Annotated in this window: 13 protein-coding genes; 6 read left to right on the top strand and 7 right to left on the bottom strand. The window is 72.7% G+C overall.

The window, feature by feature from the left end; genetic code table 11:
• Window positions 1–142 precede the first annotated feature (142 nt).
• Entirely contained in the window at window positions 143–3,427 is a 3,285-nt protein-coding gene (locus tag QP090_RS01305; RefSeq protein ID WP_285936560.1) for a S8 family serine peptidase, read from the top strand.
• Window positions 3,428–3,501: 74 nt separating this feature from the next.
• On the opposite strand, the gene QP090_RS01310 is transcribed toward QP090_RS01305, so the two are convergent.
• Together QP090_RS01310 and uppS are read right to left on the bottom strand one after the other, a co-directional pair.
• Window positions 3,502–4,998 (bottom strand): oxygenase MpaB family protein, encoded by a 1,497-nt coding sequence (locus QP090_RS01310; protein ID WP_285936561.1) that lies wholly within the window; start codon window positions 4,996–4,998, stop codon window positions 3,502–3,504.
• 2 nt (window positions 4,999–5,000) lie between these two features.
• Entirely contained in the window at window positions 5,001–5,720 is a 720-nt protein-coding gene (gene uppS, locus QP090_RS01315; protein ID WP_349666465.1) for a polyprenyl diphosphate synthase, read from the bottom strand.
• Between the two features lie 350 nt (window positions 5,721–6,070).
• Here uppS and QP090_RS01320 point away from each other — a divergent pair, with 350 nt between their 5' ends.
• The gene (locus QP090_RS01320; RefSeq protein ID WP_285936563.1) at window positions 6,071–6,538 is read left to right on the top strand and encodes a hypothetical protein; all 468 of its coding nucleotides are present in this window, start codon (window positions 6,071–6,073) and stop codon (window positions 6,536–6,538) included.
• Between the two features lie 103 nt (window positions 6,539–6,641).
• Here the strand turns inward: QP090_RS01320 and QP090_RS01325 are convergent, their stop codons facing one another.
• Complete coding sequence (locus QP090_RS01325; protein ID WP_285936564.1) at window positions 6,642–8,105, bottom strand: MFS transporter; 1,464 nt, start codon at window positions 8,103–8,105, stop codon at window positions 6,642–6,644.
• Between the two features lie 188 nt (window positions 8,106–8,293).
• Between QP090_RS01325 and QP090_RS01330 the strand changes: the two genes are divergently transcribed.
• Together QP090_RS01330 and QP090_RS01335 are read left to right on the top strand one after the other, a co-directional pair.
• On the top strand, window positions 8,294–8,746 hold the full coding sequence (locus QP090_RS01330; RefSeq protein WP_285936565.1) for a MarR family winged helix-turn-helix transcriptional regulator: 453 nt from the start codon (window positions 8,294–8,296) through the stop codon (window positions 8,744–8,746).
• A gap of 130 nt (window positions 8,747–8,876) precedes the next feature.
• Entirely contained in the window at window positions 8,877–9,422 is a 546-nt protein-coding gene (locus QP090_RS01335) for an RICIN domain-containing protein (RefSeq protein ID WP_285936566.1), read from the top strand.
• A 186-nt stretch (window positions 9,423–9,608) separates the two neighbouring features.
• Here QP090_RS01335 and QP090_RS01340 read toward each other — a convergent pair whose 3' ends face one another.
• Window positions 9,609–11,126, bottom strand: a complete 1,518-nt coding sequence (locus QP090_RS01340) for a flavin-containing monooxygenase (protein WP_285936567.1) — start codon at window positions 11,124–11,126, stop codon at window positions 9,609–9,611.
• Between the two features lie 212 nt (window positions 11,127–11,338).
• On the opposite strand from QP090_RS01340, the gene QP090_RS01345 reads away from it, so the two are divergent.
• On the top strand, window positions 11,339–12,841 hold the full coding sequence (locus QP090_RS01345; RefSeq protein WP_285936568.1) for an MFS transporter: 1,503 nt from the start codon (window positions 11,339–11,341) through the stop codon (window positions 12,839–12,841).
• Between the two features lie 76 nt (window positions 12,842–12,917).
• Here QP090_RS01345 and QP090_RS01350 read toward each other — a convergent pair whose 3' ends face one another.
• Together QP090_RS01350 and QP090_RS01355 are read right to left on the bottom strand one after the other, a co-directional pair.
• On the bottom strand, window positions 12,918–14,330 hold the full coding sequence (locus QP090_RS01350) for a phytoene desaturase family protein (RefSeq protein ID WP_285936569.1): 1,413 nt from the start codon (window positions 14,328–14,330) through the stop codon (window positions 12,918–12,920).
• Between the two features lie 251 nt (window positions 14,331–14,581).
• The gene (locus tag QP090_RS01355) at window positions 14,582–15,130 is read right to left on the bottom strand and encodes a P-loop nucleotide/nucleoside kinase family protein (protein WP_285936570.1); all 549 of its coding nucleotides are present in this window, start codon (window positions 15,128–15,130) and stop codon (window positions 14,582–14,584) included.
• A 91-nt stretch (window positions 15,131–15,221) separates the two neighbouring features.
• On the opposite strand from QP090_RS01355, the gene QP090_RS01360 reads away from it, so the two are divergent.
• Window positions 15,222–16,349 (top strand): MFS transporter, encoded by a 1,128-nt coding sequence (locus QP090_RS01360; RefSeq protein ID WP_285936571.1) that lies wholly within the window; start codon window positions 15,222–15,224, stop codon window positions 16,347–16,349.
• An 8-nt stretch (window positions 16,350–16,357) separates the two neighbouring features.
• On the opposite strand, the gene QP090_RS01365 is transcribed toward QP090_RS01360, so the two are convergent.
• Window positions 16,358–17,074, bottom strand: a complete 717-nt coding sequence (locus tag QP090_RS01365; protein ID WP_285936572.1) for a hypothetical protein — start codon at window positions 17,072–17,074, stop codon at window positions 16,358–16,360.
• Window positions 17,075–17,166 lie beyond the last annotated feature (92 nt).

Consider the following 17,166-nt stretch of genomic DNA (forward strand, 5'->3'; position numbering starts at 1 on the left):
ACCCCTACGCCTACAGGCTATGCCGTCCAGCGATCCTTTTTCATTCCGGCATGAGCCGCCTTCCGGCGCGGAAAATGCAACCGCAGTGGGGGCTTTGGACAAGAGGTAGCGACGGATCTTCATTACTCCCCCACGGAGTGAGATGAAAGTGAAGCGAAGGGTGACGGTCACGGCCGTCGCCGTCCTGGCCGGTGCGGGAGTTCACGTCCTGCCCCCAGCCGAGGCGCAGCAGCAGGGCACGCGAACCGGGACCGCCGGCGTCGACGAGGTGACGCTCGTGACCGGGGACGTCGTGCGGGTGCGAGGGGGCGGTCCGGCGCCCTCCGTGCTGGGGATCCGCCCCGGTAAGGGGCGTGAGCGGACGACATTCCAGAAGATGCTGGTCGGCGGGCACCGCTACGTCATCCCGTCCGACGCGGCGCCGCTGGTCGGGCGGGGCCGGCTCGACCGGCGGCTCTTCGATCTCGGGCTGCTGACCCGCGAGGGGTACGGCGACGCCCGCCGCGGGGACATCCCGGTGATCGTCGAGCGGGGCGGGAAGCGCACGGCGATCGCGGGGGCCACGAAGGTCACCGGCCTGCCGGCGCTCGGCATGGAGGCCCTGCGGGTCGACAAGAAGAACGCCGGAACGGCCTGGACCTCGCTCACGGCGGCGGGCCTGCGCGCCGGCGGAGCGGTCACCCGCGTGTGGCTCGACGGCAAGCGCCGGGCACGGCTCGACAAGAGCGTGAAGCAGATCGGCGCCCCCGCCGCGTGGGCGAAGGGATGGGACGGCAAGGGCAGTACCGTCGCCGTCCTGGACTCCGGATACGACACGGGCCACCCCGATCTCAAGGGCGTCGTCGTCCAGTCGCGGGGATTCACCGGCCAGGGCGCGGGCGACGTCCAGGACAGGTTCGGCCACGGCACCCACGTGGCATCGATCGTGGCGGGATCGGGGACGGCGTCGGCGGGCCGCTTCCGCGGAGTGGCGCCCGGCGCGAAGGTCGCGGCGGGCAAGGTCATCGACGACTCCGGATCCGGGTACGACTCGTGGATCCTCGCCGGGATGGAGTGGGCGGCCACCGAGGTCAAGGCCAGGGTCGTCAACATGAGCCTGGGCGGCCCCGACTCGCAGGGCGGCGATCCGCTGGAGCAGGCGGTCGACACGCTCACGGCCCGTACCGGCGCGCTCTTCGTCGTCAGCGCGGGCAACGACGGTCCGGGCGAGCGCACCCTGGGATCCCCGGGCACCGCGGACGCCGCGCTCACCGTGGGCGCGGTGGACAGGGACGACTCCCTGGCGGAGTTCTCCAGCCGCGGGCCGCGGCTGGGCGACTACGCGGTCAAGCCCGACATCACCGCGCCCGGAGTGGGGATCGTCGCGGCGCGGGCGAAGGACACCGTTCTCGACGAGCCCTACGACGACAACTACGTGCGGGCCTCGGGCACGTCCATGGCCGCACCCCACGTCGCGGGCGCGGCCGCGATCGTCGCCGCGCAGCATCCGGACTGGCCGGCGGCGCGGCTGAAGGCGGCGCTCATGAACACGGCCGGACCCACCAAGGGGGCGTCCGCCTTCCGGCAAGGCGCCGGACGCGTCGACGTCGCCCGCGCCGTCGGCCAGTCCGTGGTGAGCACCGAGGGCACGCTGTCGGAGGTCCAGCGCTACCCGCACGCCGAGACCACGTACCGCACGATCACCTACGAGAACTCCGGTGACCGGCCGGCGGAGCTGACGCTCCAGGTGGACGCGCCCGGCAAGGTGTTCCGCCTGGACCGCCCGACCGTGACCGTGCCCGCCAAGGGCCGGGCCGACGTGCGGCTCGCCATCGGCGGACCGGACGCGCCCAAGGGCGCTCACAGCGGCACGGTCGTCGCCACCTCCGGCACGACTGCCGTCCGCACGGTGGTCGGCGCCTACCTCGAGCCAAAGGCCCACGACGTCACCTTCAAGGCGATCGACCACGACGGTCAGGACACCGGTGAGCTTCTCACCGTCCAGGACCAGGACTCCCCGTACAACGAGTTCGTCATCTCCGACGGAACGACCAAGTACCGCTTCCCCGAGGGCCGCTACAACGTCTTCGGCAGTATCGCGACGGCGGTCAAACCCGATGGGTGCCGCGACAGCACACTCGCGCACCAGCCCATCGCGTTGACCCGGGATCGGTCGGTGGTGCTCGACTCGCGCGCCGCCGTGAAGCCGGTCAGTGTGACGCTCGACGATCCCTCTGCGGAGATGGACGAGGTCTACGATCTCGGCTTCGGGTATGCCGGCGGCGCCGTCAAGTACGAGTACAACCCGGAGAGCAACTGCCCCCTCTCGCACCGCTACCTGCTGCCCGTCAAGCAGAGCGGCCTCGCCTATTTCAGCCACACGGTCTGGGAGAGAAAGGGCTCGACGGACGAGACGCCCAGCCCCTACCAGTACGCCGTCTACGACTACCGGCGCGGTGAGTTCCCGGCCGACCCCTCGTACAGCGCGCGTGCGGCCGACATGACGACGGTCCGGGCCACCGTGCGCGGGCTCGCCGCCGAGTCGGCCGCGAGCCTCGCCATCGGCGCGGCGTTCCCCGAGCTCGCCTCCCCCTGGATGGTGGGGAGCCGCGTGCACGCCCCCGGCACGATCACGCTTCACCTCACGCGCAATCCCGACTTCCGATGGTGGTCGATCCTGGAGGGGCTGGGCTCGGATGACGAACACGCCGGGACGTTCACCGGTTACGCCCCCATGACCCTCGCCGGTCCCTCTCACCGTGTCACGTTCGGATCGGCGGTCATCGGGCCGGCGTTGCACGATCCGGTCTTCGGCGGGGACGGACAGACCCCGAACGCCGAACGGACCGGGGACGTCGTGCACTACGCGCCGGCCGGCTTCTTCAGCGAGTCGGGTCACGGCGGCTTCGGAGACGAGGCCGCCGCCAAGGGCGGCCTCGAGCTGAAGTCGGGCGGGAAGGTCATCAAGACCGCCCCGTTCGAGTCGTACGACCTGACCGCCGCCGTTCCCCCTGGCGAGGCGGAGTACGAGCTGACCGCCGACGCCCAGCGGGACGTCCCGAACGCCAAACTGTCCACCAGGGTGACGGCCACTTGGAAGTTCCGGTCCGGTCACGCGGCGCAGAGCACATCGTTGCCGCTGCGCGCCGTCCGCTTCGCGCCGCAGGGACTCGACGACCTCAATCGGGCGGCCGCGGGCGAGCCGACCGTCGTCTCGCTGTGGACCGACAGCAATGACGGCTCCCCCACCGGGGACGTGACCGCGGAGGCGTCCTTCGACCGCGGCCGCACCTGGCGGAAGGTCCCGGTGAAGCGCTCCGGCGACCGCCGGACTCTGACGATCACCGGGACGCAGCCGGGGACGGTCTCCCTGCGGGCCGCCGCGACGGGCCCGTCCGGCTCCACGGTCACCCAGACCGTCCTCGACGCCTACGCGGTGGGCCGCTGACGGACGCCGGCGTCCCCTCCGGTTGCCGGAGGGGACGCCGGACGGCGGCCGCGCGCCGATGGGCGGCGGGCCGGTCAGGACTGGGCGAGCAGGGCGTCGTAGGCGTTGGAGGGCCGCTGCCCTGACATGAAGGCCAGGAACTCGCGGACGAACTCGCCGCGCGAGTAGCGGCCGCCGGCGTCCGGGTCGGCGCCGGCCAGGTCGCGCTCGAAGGCCCTGCGGAACAGCGTCCGGTACTCGGCGGCGTCGATGGACTGGTCGCCGTCGGAGTCGGCGACGTCGAACAGCACCTCGGCGACCTTGATCAGCGCGGGTCCGGCCAGGGACGCGGCGGTCGCGGCGTACTCCTGGCGGGTGATGCGGCCGTCGCCGTCGGCGTCCAGCGCCCCCAGCAGTTCGCGCCACCAGTCGGCGTAGGCGTCGTAGAGCCGCGTCTCGTCGCGTTCGCCCAGGTCGAGCCGGGTGGCGATCTCCCGGGCCATGGCGGCCAGGTCGGGCCAGTCCAGGTGGCCGTCCCCCGTCTGGTCCAGCACCTCGGCGAAGAAGCGATCGGCCGATCGGGCCGCCGGACCGCCGGAGCCGGCGTCCTCAGGGTCGGGGGTGAGCAGGCGGAACAGGGCCGCGGCCTGGGACCTGCGGCGGTTCAGCGCCGCCAGCGCGCCGGCGGCGGCGCCGGACCCCTGCCCCGGGGCGGGGTCCAGGATGCCCATCAGCGTGTCCGTCCGGGTCCAGGACTGCGGGAGCAGGCGCGTCGCCACGCCGGAGCCGAGATGGACGCCGCGGCTCAGCGCCTGCGCGCCGGGCAGGTCGCCCAGCCCCGCCTGCCGGCGGAAGGACTCCGGCAGGGACGCCATGATGACCGCGGCGGCCACCGGTCCGGCCACGGTGCGTCCCACCGCCCAGACCGCGGGTCGGCCGCGCAGCAGCGGCGGCGGGGGCACCTGGGCGAACAGCCGGAAGAGGATGACGCGGATCGCCTCGGTGTTCTCCAGCCCCCGGGCGAGCATGTCGTCGAAGTAGGGCCAGAACTGGCGCAGCGTGAGCGGCAGGTGGTCGGCGTCGCCCTCCAGCAGCGCCAGGAACGCCCGGAACTCGGCGTACAGCTGTTCCATCGTGGGTCCGTCCAGGGACTCGCCGCTCAGCCGGGACATCGTGAGCGTCGATTCGAACAGCGTGGCCACCACCCATGCGCGCGCCTCGGGGTCCATCGCGTTGTACGGGCGGCCCTGGGCGTCGTCGCCGGAGATGCGCGCGTGCATGCGGTTGAGCCTGGAGACCTCCCGGTCGCGGACTCCGGTATCGGCGTCCAGGATCCGCTGCGTGCTGGTCAGGGTGTTGCGCAGCCGCCGCCACGGATGCGCCACGAAGGTGGAGTTGTCGAGCAGTGCGGCACCGATCTGCGGGTGCGCCGCCTCCAGTACCGTCGCCCGGACCACCGCCAGGCCCCAGCGGGCATCGTTGCAGTACCCGTGCAGCAGTGAGTGCGGCCCGAGAAGGGCGCTGTCAGGGGTGGCCGGTTCGCCGGAGGCGGCGGTGGCATGTGAGCCGGCGGTGGCTGTCGTGTCGCTCATCGCTATCCCTCGTCCGTGGTGGCCGGCACCGTGACGTCGCCGAAGCGGCGCCTGCGCTGCCGGTAGGCGGTCAGGCACTCCCAGAAGTGCGCCGCCCGGAAGTCGGGCCACAGCACCTCCGGGAAGACCCATTCGGCGTAGGCCACCTGCCAGAGCATGAAGTTGGAGATGCGCTGCTCTCCCGAGGTGCGGATGACCAGGTCCACATCAGGGGTGTCGGGGTGCGGCAGGTGGCCGGCGAAGTTGGCCTCGGTGACGTCCTCGGCCGGGACCCGGTCGCGGATGAGGGACCGGGCGGCCTCGACGATGTCGCGGCGTCCCCCGTGGTCGAACGCCACCGTGAGCGTCATCCGCTTGTTGTCGCGGGTCAGTTCCATCAGATCGGTGATGTCGCGCGTCAGCGTCGGCGGGATCCTGGGGTCGCCGACGCCCAGGAACCGGCAGCGGATCCCCCGCGCGTGCAGCGCCAGGGCGTGCTTGCGCAGCGTCCGCCGCACCAGCCACATGAGGTGGTCGACCTCGTCGCAGGGACGGCGCCAGTTCTCCGTGGAGAAGGCGTACAGGCTCAGCCATTGGACCCCGCCCGCATGGGCCGCCTCGATCACGTCGATCACGGCGGCTTCCGCCGCCTGGTGCCCGGCCGACCGAGGCAACGACCGTTGTGCCGCCCACCGGCCGTTCCCGTCCATCACGCACGCCACATGACACGGCACACTCGACACAGTCGCACGACCTCCACCACTGGCTGCGGACCGCCCGTCCTGGCCCGCAGAACCCCCGATACACGACGCTCCCCGGCCCCCGGCGCCGAGGAGCTCGCGCGCCGGGGGCCGGGACTCCGGTACGGACAATGCCCTCACATCAAGATCGTTACTCTATGAAGTAAAATAGATCCGAAAAGTGAGATCCTGGTGGTCAAATCGGAGCCTGGACGGTCAAGTCCGTGCCATCCGCGCGGAGGTACGGCCCGTGCGTGGAGTATCAGGCGGCGACGTTGTTGTGTGCCCCAGAGGCCCTTACGATTCGCCTACGATCCGCACCCGCCGGATTCCGCACCGGGAAGGAACCACCGATGACGACGGACGGCTCGGCCGCCAGGATCCCGCACGCGGATGTGCTCCGGGAGGTCGCGCGGCTGGGAGGGATGATCGATGAGGATTTCGAGCCGGATGACCGGCGGGTGCCCACACCGCTGGGAGATCGGCCCGTCCCATCGCCGATCCAGGCGCTCCTGTCGGTCGTATGGCCGGAGGGGCGGGTCCGGCCGCCGCGCCGCGGTGCGCGCTTTGTGACCTATGAGGACGGCGACGCGTACGAAGTCACGTTCCCCCAGCTCGTGGACGGGGATCCCGTGGCGCCGGACCGCGCCTGCTTCATCATCGCGTTCAACGAGTCGACGCAGTACCACTGGGTCATCGATCTTGACGATGCGCACCCTGACGACCCCTGGGTGCACCAGGTGGACCACGACTTCCATGACGCGGAGTTCGATGGCCCCGAGCGGCTGTCCCAGATGCTCGCCGCCCTCCAGATCCCCTGACCGGGCTCGCGCAGGAGTCGATGGGCCGCGGTCGCCATGACCGAGGGGGTCCGGTCGTCGCCGTGGGCGGTCCCTCGGTCATGGCGGAGCCGGGCCGGAGCCGTCAGTTGTCGATCCTGGCCTGCTCGGGCACGGGCGCGGTGGCCGCCCCGGCGGCCTGCCGGGCGCCGGCGACCTTGCGGGCGGCCGGGATGACGGCGGCGATCAGGGCGGAGACGAGGGCGATGCCGCAGCCGATCATCAGGCCGGCGCGGAAGCCGTCCTCGGAGGTGAGGGCGTGGCCGCCCATCGTGATGGTCATCTGGGACAGGACCACGCCGATGACGGCGGCGCCGACCGAGGTGCCCAGCGACCGCATGAGGGCGTTGAAGCCGTTGGCGGCGGCGGTCTCCGACAGCGGGACGGAGCTCATGATCAGGGCGGGCATCGCGCCGTAGGCGAGGCCCACCCCGCTGTTGATGATCATGATGGAGAGCATCAGGCCCCACGCGGAGCCCATCAGCGCCAGCGCCGCGCCGTAGCCGGCGGCCAGCACCAGGACACCGCTGATCAGGGTGAACTTCGGGCCGCGGACGTTGGTGAGCTTCCCGCCGAGCGGGGAGACGAGCATCATCATGACGCCGCCAGGCGCCATCCACAGGCCCGCCGCGAACATCGACTGGCCCAGGCCGTAGCCGGTGGCCTTGGGGAACATCAGCAGCTGCGGCACGATCAGCATCGAGGCGTACATGCCGAAGCCGACGAAGATCGACGCGAGGTTGGTGAGCAGCACCCGGGGGCGGGCCGTGGTGCGCAGGTCGACGATCGGTTCGCGGCTGCGCACCTCCCACCCGCCCCAGGCCAGCAGCACCACGACGGCGGCGGCGAACAGGCCGAGCGTGGTCGCCGAGGACCATCCCCAGTCGGCGCCCTTGGAGACCGCCAGCAGCAGGCAGACCAGGCCGACGCCGAGGCCGATCGCGCCGGGCGCGTCGAAACGCTGGCCCTTGGCGCTCGGCGGCACGCTCGGGATCATGAACCAGATGAGGGTCGCGACCGCCGCGGCGAGCACGGCCGATCCCCAGAACAGCACGCGCCAGCTCGCGTACTCGGCGATCGCCGCGGCGATCGGCAGGCCAAGGCCGCCCCCGATGCCCATGGAGGCGCTGACCAGCGCGATGGACGAGCTGAGCTTCTCCTGCGGGACCACGTCGCGCAGCAGCGCGATGCCGAGCGGCACCATGCCCATGCCCATGCCCTGCATGCCGCGTCCGATGATCATGGGGACGACCGAGGACGACAGGGCGCACACCACCGAGCCCACCACCAGCGGCACCGAGCACGCCAGGAGCATCGGGCGCTTGCCCACCAGGTCGCCCAGGCGGCCGAAGACCGGCACGCAGACGGCCGCCACCAGCAGGGTGACGGTGATCACCCAGGTGGCGTTGGACGGCGTGGTGTGCAGGATCCGCGGCAGCTCCGCGAGGAGCGGGGTGACCAGCGTCTGCATGATCGCTGCCGTGATGCCGGCCAGGGCCAGCGTGGTGACCACGCCGCCGGCTCGGGCCGTGGTCTGTGGGGCGTCCATAGGACTCCTCGGCTATCTGTCTCGGTGAAGGGCGGCTCAGGGCATGCGTCGGAATCGACCATGTGCATGGCACATGCGAGATGCAGCGTACACATACTGTGGCCGGCGCATATCATCCTGGGAGGACGGGCCGGGCCCAGGACGTCGGGCACCGGCGCGAGGGCGGCGAGGCGGGAGGCGGAAGTCACATGGTCGGGTTCGAGCCCCTACACGAGGTCGAGTACGAGCAGATGCTGCTCAGCCGGCACGAACTCCTGCACCACCGGCATCACATGCTGGAGCGCAGCGCCTACGTGCTGCTCAGCCGCATCCGCGTCCAAGGTCCAATGTCGATCGGGGAACTGAGCGACGCCTTCGGCCTCGACGCGTCCACCCTCAACCGGCAGACCGCCGCGGCGATGCGCGGCGGCCTCGTGGACCGCATCCCCGACCCCGGCGGGGGCATCGCCCGCAAGTTCCGCATCACCGACAAGGGCGCGCGCATGCTCGACGATGAACGCGAGAGCGTCATCAGCGGCCTGGGCAAGGTCATGGCCGACTGGTCGGACGACGACATCGCCGCGTTCGCGTCCTATCTGAGGCGCTTCAACACCGACATCGAACGCCTCGCCGGACGCCCCTGGCCCCGCCCCTCGGCCTGAGCGCGGATCGTCCCGGTACACCTCCATGCGGTTCACCTGCCGAAAGCAGACACAGTGTCACCGTGTCATTACTATTCGCATTGAAGGTGTTCACCTTCCCCACGAACGGAGAAGTCCAGTGCGAGTTCACATGGCACGTTCGACCGTCGTCATCAGCGCCCTGCTCGCCGCCCAGGCGGCCCTGCCGGGCGCCGGTGCCCACGCCCGGGAACTCCCCTTGACCGCCGCTGCCCCCGCGGCCGCCCCTCTCCCTCCCAAGGGCATCTACCTGCTCGGCAACTACAACAGCAGCCTGTGCCTGTCGGTCCCCGACCGGCTGGCCGAAGGGGCCAAGACCGCCCAGACGCCCTGCTCCGCCCCCGCCCCTGACCCGAGGTGGACGCTCACTCCCGTGGCGCCGGCCGGCAACTACACCATCACCAACGTGGTCAGCAAGAAGTGCCTCGCCGTCCCCGCTCCTCCCGCCGGAGCGCCCGCGATCCAGCAGACCTGCGGCAACTACGCCTCGCAGGTGTGGACCCTGCTTCCCGAGGGCCCCGGTGGCCGGCTTCGGAACCTGGCCAGCAAGCTGAACCTCTCCGTCGCCGGAGCCAGCCGCGCCCCCGGCGCCCCGGTGATCCAGACGCCTCCCTCCTCCGACCCGAGCCAGGTCTGGACCTTCAGGCCCGCAGCCTGAGGAGCCGGCGCGGCCTCGTGCCTGCAACCGCCCCGCTCAAGTGCCGGTCACCTGGGTGAGGTCGACGCCGCGAGCGCCGGGTCCGGGCACTGGGCGGCGTAGATGGGCCGGCGCCCGGCGGGCAGGATGGCCCGCCGGGCGCCGGAGCACACCCGCGCCAGGCGGACACCTGCTCGCCGGTGGGAGTCATGGCGTCCTCTCAGCGGGTGCGGAGTAGCTGTAGTCGTCCAGCGGGAAGGTGCGGCTGGCGCGAACGGCCTGCGCGGCACTGGTGGGACGCAGGTAGGGCGTGTCGCCGTGGTGGTCGTAGTAGTAGCTGTTGGCGGTGGCGCAGTCGCCGGTGGACCAGAGCGATCGGGACAGCCGTTGCCGCATCCGCTCGGTCCAGCGCTCGGTGGGCTCCGACCTCACCTCCACGGCGGTGGCGCCCCTGCGGCGGGCCTCGGCGAGGACGCGGACGATGTGCTCCGAGGTGGTCTCGACGAGCTGGTGCCATGTGCCGCCGACCCAGCCGTACGGGCCGAACATCATGAAGTGGTTCGGCAGACCGGGGATGCTGACGCCCTCGTACGAGACGAGCCGGTTGCCCGCGTAGAACGTGGCGAGGTCGAACCCGTCCCGGCCGCGCACCGGGGTGCGGCGGAAGTTCTCCGGGTCGCTGGCCAGGCGGAACCCGGTCGCCAGCACGATCGCGTCGACCTCGCGCTCGCGCCCGTCCCCGGTGCGGACGCCGCCGGGGGTGATGCGGTCGATCGGGTCGGTGATGAGCGAGACGTTCGGCCGGTTGAACGTCCGGAGGTAGGTGTTGGACACCGACGGGCGCTTGCAGCCGAGGCCGTATCCGGGGGTCAGCCTGCGCCGGGTGTCGGGGTCCTTGACCTGGGTCCGATACCAGACCGACCTGGCCAGCCGCGCGGCGCCGTGCGCGACGAACGGCCTGCGCTGGTGCCCGACCACCAGGTCGATGAGCACCAGCTCCACACCGCGGGCGGCCACCCGCCGGACCGCGTCCTGGACGCGCGGGGCGCGCTGGAACAGCCGCCGCAGCGGGCGCGGGACCGCCGCGTCGGGCTTGGGCCCGACCCAGATCGGCGTGCGCTGGTAGACGTCGAGCCGTCCGACCCGCGAGGCGATCTCAGGGATGAGCTGGACCGCGCTCGCGCCGGTGCCGACGACCGCGACCCGCTTGCCGGTCAGGTCGTAGTCCGCGTCCCAGCGGGAGGAGCGCAGCAGCGTCCCCTTGAAGCCGTCCACGCCGTCGATGTCGACCGGTTTCGGGTCCACGAACGCCCCGATCGCGCTGACCACGAACCGGGCGGTCACCTCGCCGCCGCCGGCGAGCCGGAGCCGCCACAGGTGCCCGTCCTCGTCCCAGACCCGTGCGGCGACCTCGCTGTTCAGCCGCACGTGCGGGCGGACGCCGTGGCGGTCGGCGAGGCGGTCCACGTACCGCTTGACCTCGGCGCCCGGCGCGAACACCCGGCTCCAGCGCGGATTGAGCTCGAAACTGAACTGGTACGCCTGCGCGGGCACGTCCACGCCGATCCCGGGATAGGTGTTGTCGCGCCACGTCCCGCCGATGTCCCCGGCCCGTTCCAGAACGACGTAGTCGTCGATGCCGGCCCGCCGCAGCGCGATGCCCATCCCGATCCCGCTCAGCCCCGCACCGATGATCGCGACTTCGGCGTCCGGCGTTCCGGTCATGAGCGGCCTCCCGACCTGTTGGACACAACGTCCAATATTTGCGGTGCGCACCGGACGCCGTCAAGACGTGACGCCGGCCGGGCCGGATCCGCCTCGGGTTCCGGGGTCGCGGGCGGCGGCCGGCGGCGCGCCGACCCGGGCGAACGACCGGCGCTCGCCGAGGCATAGGCTGGTGCCTCCCTCCCTTGACCGATGCTCGTCGGGGAGGATCCATGGAGGGCAGGCGCTGGGCGGTGCTGGCGGTCCTGTCGGCCAGCCTTCTGATCATCGCGATGGACGCGACGATCCTGAACGTGGCGTTCCCGTCGCTGGTGGCCGATCTGCGGCCGAGCGCGATCGAGCAGCTGTGGATCGTGGACGCCTACGCGCTGGCGCTGTCCGGGCTGCTGATCACGGCGGGCGCGCTGGGCGACCGCTGGGGCCGCAGGCGGCTGCTGATCGTGGGGTTCGCGGTGTTCGCCGCGGCGTCGCTGCTGGCGACGGTGGCCACCGCTCCATGGCTGGTCATCGCGGCCCGGGCGCTGCTGGGGGTCGGCGGGGCAGCGATCATGCCCTCGACCCTGTCGATCCTGCGGGTGGTGTTCACCGATCCCCGGGAGCGGGCGCTGGCCTTCGGGGTCTGGACGGCGGTGATCGGCGCGGGGATGGCGCTCGGCCCGATGGTGGGCGGGCTGCTGGTGCAGTGGCGCGGCTGGCATGCGGCGTTCCTGGTCAACGTCCCGTTCGCCGCGGTCTCGATCGTGTTCGGACTGTGGCTGCTGCCGGAGTCCCGCCATCCGCGCGAAGGCTCCTGGGACTGGTGGGGCGTGGCGCTGTCACTGGCCGGGATGGTCTCCTTCGTCGCCGGCGTCAAGCTCGTCTTCGGCCACGATCTGGCGACCGGGCTGCTCCTCCTGGGCGCTGGGGCACTGCTGCTGGCGCTGTTCACACGCCGTCAGCTCCGCATCCCGTATCCGCTGCTCCAGGTGCGGCTCTTCGCCGACCGCGCCTTCTCGGTGGCCGCCGCGACGGTGTCCCTGGGCCTCATGGGGCTGGTGGCGGTGCTGTTCCTGTTCAGCCAGTGGTTCCAGTACGTGCACGGCCACCGGCCCTTCAGCGCCGGGGTGATGCTGCTGCCCGCCCCGATCGCCCTGCTGGCGGCCCCGCTGTTCACGACCCGGCTGCTCGACCGGTTCGCGGTCCGCAAGGTGCTGGGCTCGGCCATGTTCGTGGCCGCGGCCGGACTGGCGCTGCCGGGCGCGGCCCTCGTGGCGGGCGGGCTCACCTATCCCTGGATCGCCGCGTGCCTGGCGCTCAACGGCGCCGGACTCGGCGTGGCGGCGACCATCGCGTCGTCCACACTGATGTCGACCTCGCCCGCATCGGAGTCCGGCGGTGCCGCCGCCGTCGACGAGACCGCCTACGAACTCGGCGGGGCCTTCGGCGTGGCCGCGCTCGGCAGCCTGGCCGTCGCCCTCTACCGGGACCGGCTGCCGCCGCTGCCGGTCTCGGCCGCCGACAGCGGCCTGATCCGCGGCTCCATCGGCGAGGCCGCCACCGTGGCCGACCGGCTCGGCGGGACGGCGGGCGGGCGCGTCCTCGCCGCCGCCGGCGACGCGTTCACCTCCGCCACCGGCCTGACCAGTGTCGCGGGGGCCGTCCTCACCGCCATCGCCGGACTCATCGCCTGGCGGCTGCTCCCCGAAGGCTTCCGGCTCCTGGACGATCCGCACTGAGCCCGTCCCGTTCCAAGGCGAGCCCGCGGAATGGGCCTCCACGGACACCTCGCCCCTGGCCGCCGTCCGCCCCCCTTCAGCGCAGGGCGCGGAGCGCGGCGCGGGCCGCGTTGTATCCGCACATGCCGTGGGCTCCGGCCCCGGGCGGCGTGGCCGCCGAGCAGAGGTAGATGCCGGGAGCGCCCGTCGCATAGGGGTCGAAGCCCGGACGGGGGCGGAACACCAACTGCGCTGGGTCGTTCGCACCGGTGAGGATGTCCCCGCCGACGTAGTTCGCGTTGTGGCGGGCCATGTCGGTCGCGGAGCGCACGTACGTCGCCTGGATGCGGTCGCGGAAGCCCGGGGCGAACCGTTCGATCTGCGTGATGAGCGCCTCGGTCGCGTCGCCGGTGTAGCCCGCTGGCACGTGCGCGTAGGCGTAGAGCGGGTGCACGTCCCCGGCCGACCTCGTCCCGTCCGCGAGGTACTGCTGTCCGACCAGCACGAAGGGACGCTCGGGCATCCGCCCCGCGTTCACCCGCTTCTCGGCGGCGGCCATCTCCTCGAAACCGCCGCCGAGATGGACGGTCCCGGCGCGCCGGGACGGCTCGTGCGTCCAGGGCACCCCCCCGGCCACCGCGAAGTCGACCTTGAAGGCTCCGGGACCGTGGCGGAACCGCCGGTAGGCGCGCTGGACGCGGCGCGGCATCCGGTGCCCGGCGATCCGCAGAGCCGCTCGGGGCGAGGTGTCGAGCATGACGACGTCGACGCGTCCGAGCTCGTCGACCGACCCCACCGTGCGTCCGGTCTCGAAGGTGACGCCGTGCTCGCGGGCCCGGGCCAGGATCGCGTCGCGGATCGCCGCCGACCCGCCTTCGGCCGCCGGCCACCCGTAGGCGTGCGCCGCCGTCGTGAGCGCCACGCCGATGGCGGACGACATCAGGGTGCCGAACGGGCGGAGGGCGTGAGCCGCCACCCCGCCGAAGAGCGCCCGCGCCTGCGGCGTCCGCCAGCGGTGGGCCAGCACGGCGGCGGGGAGCACGGCATGCGCGCCGAAGCGGGCCAGGCTCAGCGGATGCCGGGGGACGTGCACCATGGGCCGGAGGAACTCCTCGCTGATGGCGTCGAAGCGCTCGGTGAGCGGACCGAAGACGCCTCGCCATGCCGCCTCGTCCTGGCCGAGCGCGGACGCCGTCTCGTCGACCGACCGCCACAGCGTCGCGCCCCGGCCGCCGTCCAGCGGGTGGGTGAACTCGGCATCGGCCCACCGGTAGGCCAGCCCCGCCCCGGTGAGGTCGAACCGGTCGACGAAGGCGGAGCCGAGCAGCAGCGGGTGGAAGCCGGCGCACTCGTCGTGGGTCAGTCCCGGAAGGGTGAGCTCACCCGATCGGAGCCCGCCGCCGAGGGTGTCCGCCGCCTCGATCACCCTCACCCGCACTCCCCCGGCGGCGAGGGTGAGGGCGGCGGCGAGTCCGTTGGGCCCGCTGCCGACCACGACCGCGCTGGTCACCGGGCCACCGCCTCGGACCGCCCGGTGCGGGCCCCGAACGGCTCGACCGGTTCGTCGAGCGAGAAGACCGCAGTGTTGGAGGACAACGCATTCCATCCGAGCGGGAAGGCCGGCAAGGCGGCCATCTGGACGGGGACCGTGCGGCCCCCAGCGATGAGGATAGGGGTCCTGCCGGACGTACCCGTGCGCACGGGCCGGGCCTCGCGGAGGGGCCGTCAGGTCCGCCATGCTCCGGTGCCGGCGGCGCGGGCTCAGCCGCCGGCGAAGGCGACGATCTCCGCCAGGTCCGGCCGGTAGCCGTCACCGGTGTCGACGGTCAGGGCGGGGACGTCCAGGGAGATCGGGACGAAGGAGTCGGTCGAGCGCCGTCCGGCACTGATCGCCTCGAGCAGCTCCCGGTCTCCGTGCGCGGCCCGGTGGGCGTCGTCGGCCACGCGCCGGGCGATGCGGTCGTGGGCGACGGCGGCCGGGACCGCGCAGCGGATGACGCGGAGGTCGGCGACCCCGGCGAGGGGTTCCAGGTTCGGACGCCAGAGCCGGTCCTGGTAGGCGGCCTCGGCGACCACGGTCACCCCGGCCTTCAGCAGCGCGGTCAGGACGTCGAAGAAGACCACGAGGGTCGGCCGGTTGAGCGGGTCGTCCCCGGCCGGGTCGAATCCGGGTGCGGCCAGCACCATGCCCTGCTTGATCTCGTCGCGGACGACCGCGGGGCAGCCGAGCGCCTGCGCGAGCCGGTGGGCAAGGGTGGTCTTGCCGGTTCCGGGTGGTCCGCTCACCACGATCAGGGTCGGCTTGGTCATGAGGCAGTGTGGCAGTTCAGGACCGTCGGTGGCGCGTGGCACGATGCTGCTCGTTCGGCGACCGGGGGTGGAGGGTGCGGGTTTGAGGTCGTTGCCGCGGCCTGTGAAGGCGCTGCTGTGGGTGCGGGTCCTCAACCAGCTCGGGGCGTACGCCCTGGCGTTCTTGGCGGTGCTGGCCGGTCCGGACCGGGCGGCGGTGACGCTGGCGGTCTTCGGGGTGGCCGCGCTGATCTCGCGGTGGGCCGGGGGCCTGCTGCTGGATCGGCTGTCGCCCCGGACGTTGATCGCGTCGGGGTTGACCGCCACCGGCGCCGCGCTGCTGGTCCTGGCCGTCGCCCGGACCCCGGCGCAGGTGGTGGTCGCGGTCGCGCTGGTCGGGCTGGCCTTCGAGGTCTACGAACCGGCGTCCCAGGAGCTGCTGGCCCGCCTCACCGAGGGCGACCGGCGCCAGGACGCCTATGCGCTGCTGGGCACGTCCCTGGTCGCGGCGGGTGCGGGCGGAGGACTCCTCGCCGCGATGTTGCTTCCGCTGGGCGTGCGGTGGCTGATGGTCGTGGACGGGGCGACCTGCGTGGTGGCGGCGGTCGTCGCGCTGGCGTTCCTGGGACGGGAGGCCGCCCAGGTGACCGCGGAAGGCCGGGCGCCGGGACGCTGGCGTCCTCCGGTGCTGCTGCTGAGGCTGACGGTGGCGGGCACCGCGTTCGCCTACGGCTACCTGGCCGTCCTGATGTTCATGCCGTTCGTGCTGTTGCAGCGGGGCGCCCCGGCCTGGCTGCCCGGCGTGACCCTGACCGGGTCGGCGCTGCTGGTGCCGCTGGTCGCCCGGCTGGCCCGCAAGCCGGTGACCGCCCTGCCGCACACGGTGGTCCTGGCCGTGGGCACGGCGCTGTTGGGCGTCCTGGTCCTGGCGATGGTGCTCGGCCACGGTGTCGGGCTCACCGTGGCGTCCTACCTGGCCTGGGTGGCGGTGAACGGTGTGCTGCTCGGCCGGTGGCAGGCGATGATCGCCGACATCGCGCCGGCGGCCGACCGGCCCCGCTGGTTCGCCTTCCACGGCTCGTCCTGGGGCATCGCCCAGCCCGCCGTCCCCGCCGTCGCGGCCGTGGCCGCCGGCATCGCCGGAGGCACCGGTGCCGCCGCGTTCGCGACCGCCGCCGTGGCCTTCCTCGCCGTGCCCCTCCTGCTGGCCACCGTCCCCCGGGCCGTCTCCTCTGAGTGATCAGCCGGTCAGCCCAGCGACGAGACGGCTCCGAGGACGGCCGCCAGCGCGGTGGCCGCCGCGAAGAGGGCCACTGATCGCCGGGTGGGGCGGGGGCCGTCGAGCAGGATCTTGAGGCCGAGGGGCGCGAGCGCCGCGCACAGCCCGGCCGTGGCGATGATCGACAGTGGGGTGGTGCCCTTCAGCACTCCCAGGGGGAGGGCCGAGGTCGGCGCCAGGGCGAGGCAGCGCGGCCACCCGAGGACGCCGGCGCGGAATGCGCCCGCGGCCAGCACCGCCCAGCCGAGCATGATCGTGAACGAGGCGTACTGGAAGATGTGGAATCCCTGGTAGGAGTCGGCGACCGCGGCGGTGGCCGCCGACAGGCCCTGGGCGTCGACGAGCCCGAAGGCCAGATGGTCGACGCCCGCGTGGAAGGTGCGTGCGAACAGGCCGACCAGGGCGAGTGTGCCGCCGGACGCCGCCCAGGCCGGCCGGACCGCGCCGATCCGGACGGCGAGGGCGGCGACGGCGGGGAACAGGACGACGGTGCCCGCGGCGAAGGCGCTGTAGGAGACGGTCATCAAGGTCGGATGCTCGTCGTAGGCGGCGAGCTGGTCGGGGAAGAAGAAGTGGAATCGGGCGCGCAGCAGCACTCCGGCGAGAAGCAGGGCGGGTCCGAGGATCAAGGAGGTCCCGGCGAGCCAGCGGCCGGGGAACGCGTACGCGTCATTTCCTGAGGTCATGGCCATACGGTGCCGGGTGCGCGCCGCTCGGCGAATCGGCCCGGCGTGGACATTCGCCGGTCCCCCCTGGGCGGACCCGGCCCGGCGGATCG

Origin of the sequence: Actinomadura xylanilytica (genome assembly GCF_030283145.1) — a bacterium.
GTDB lineage: Bacteria > Actinomycetota > Actinomycetes > Streptosporangiales > Streptosporangiaceae > Spirillospora > Spirillospora xylanilytica.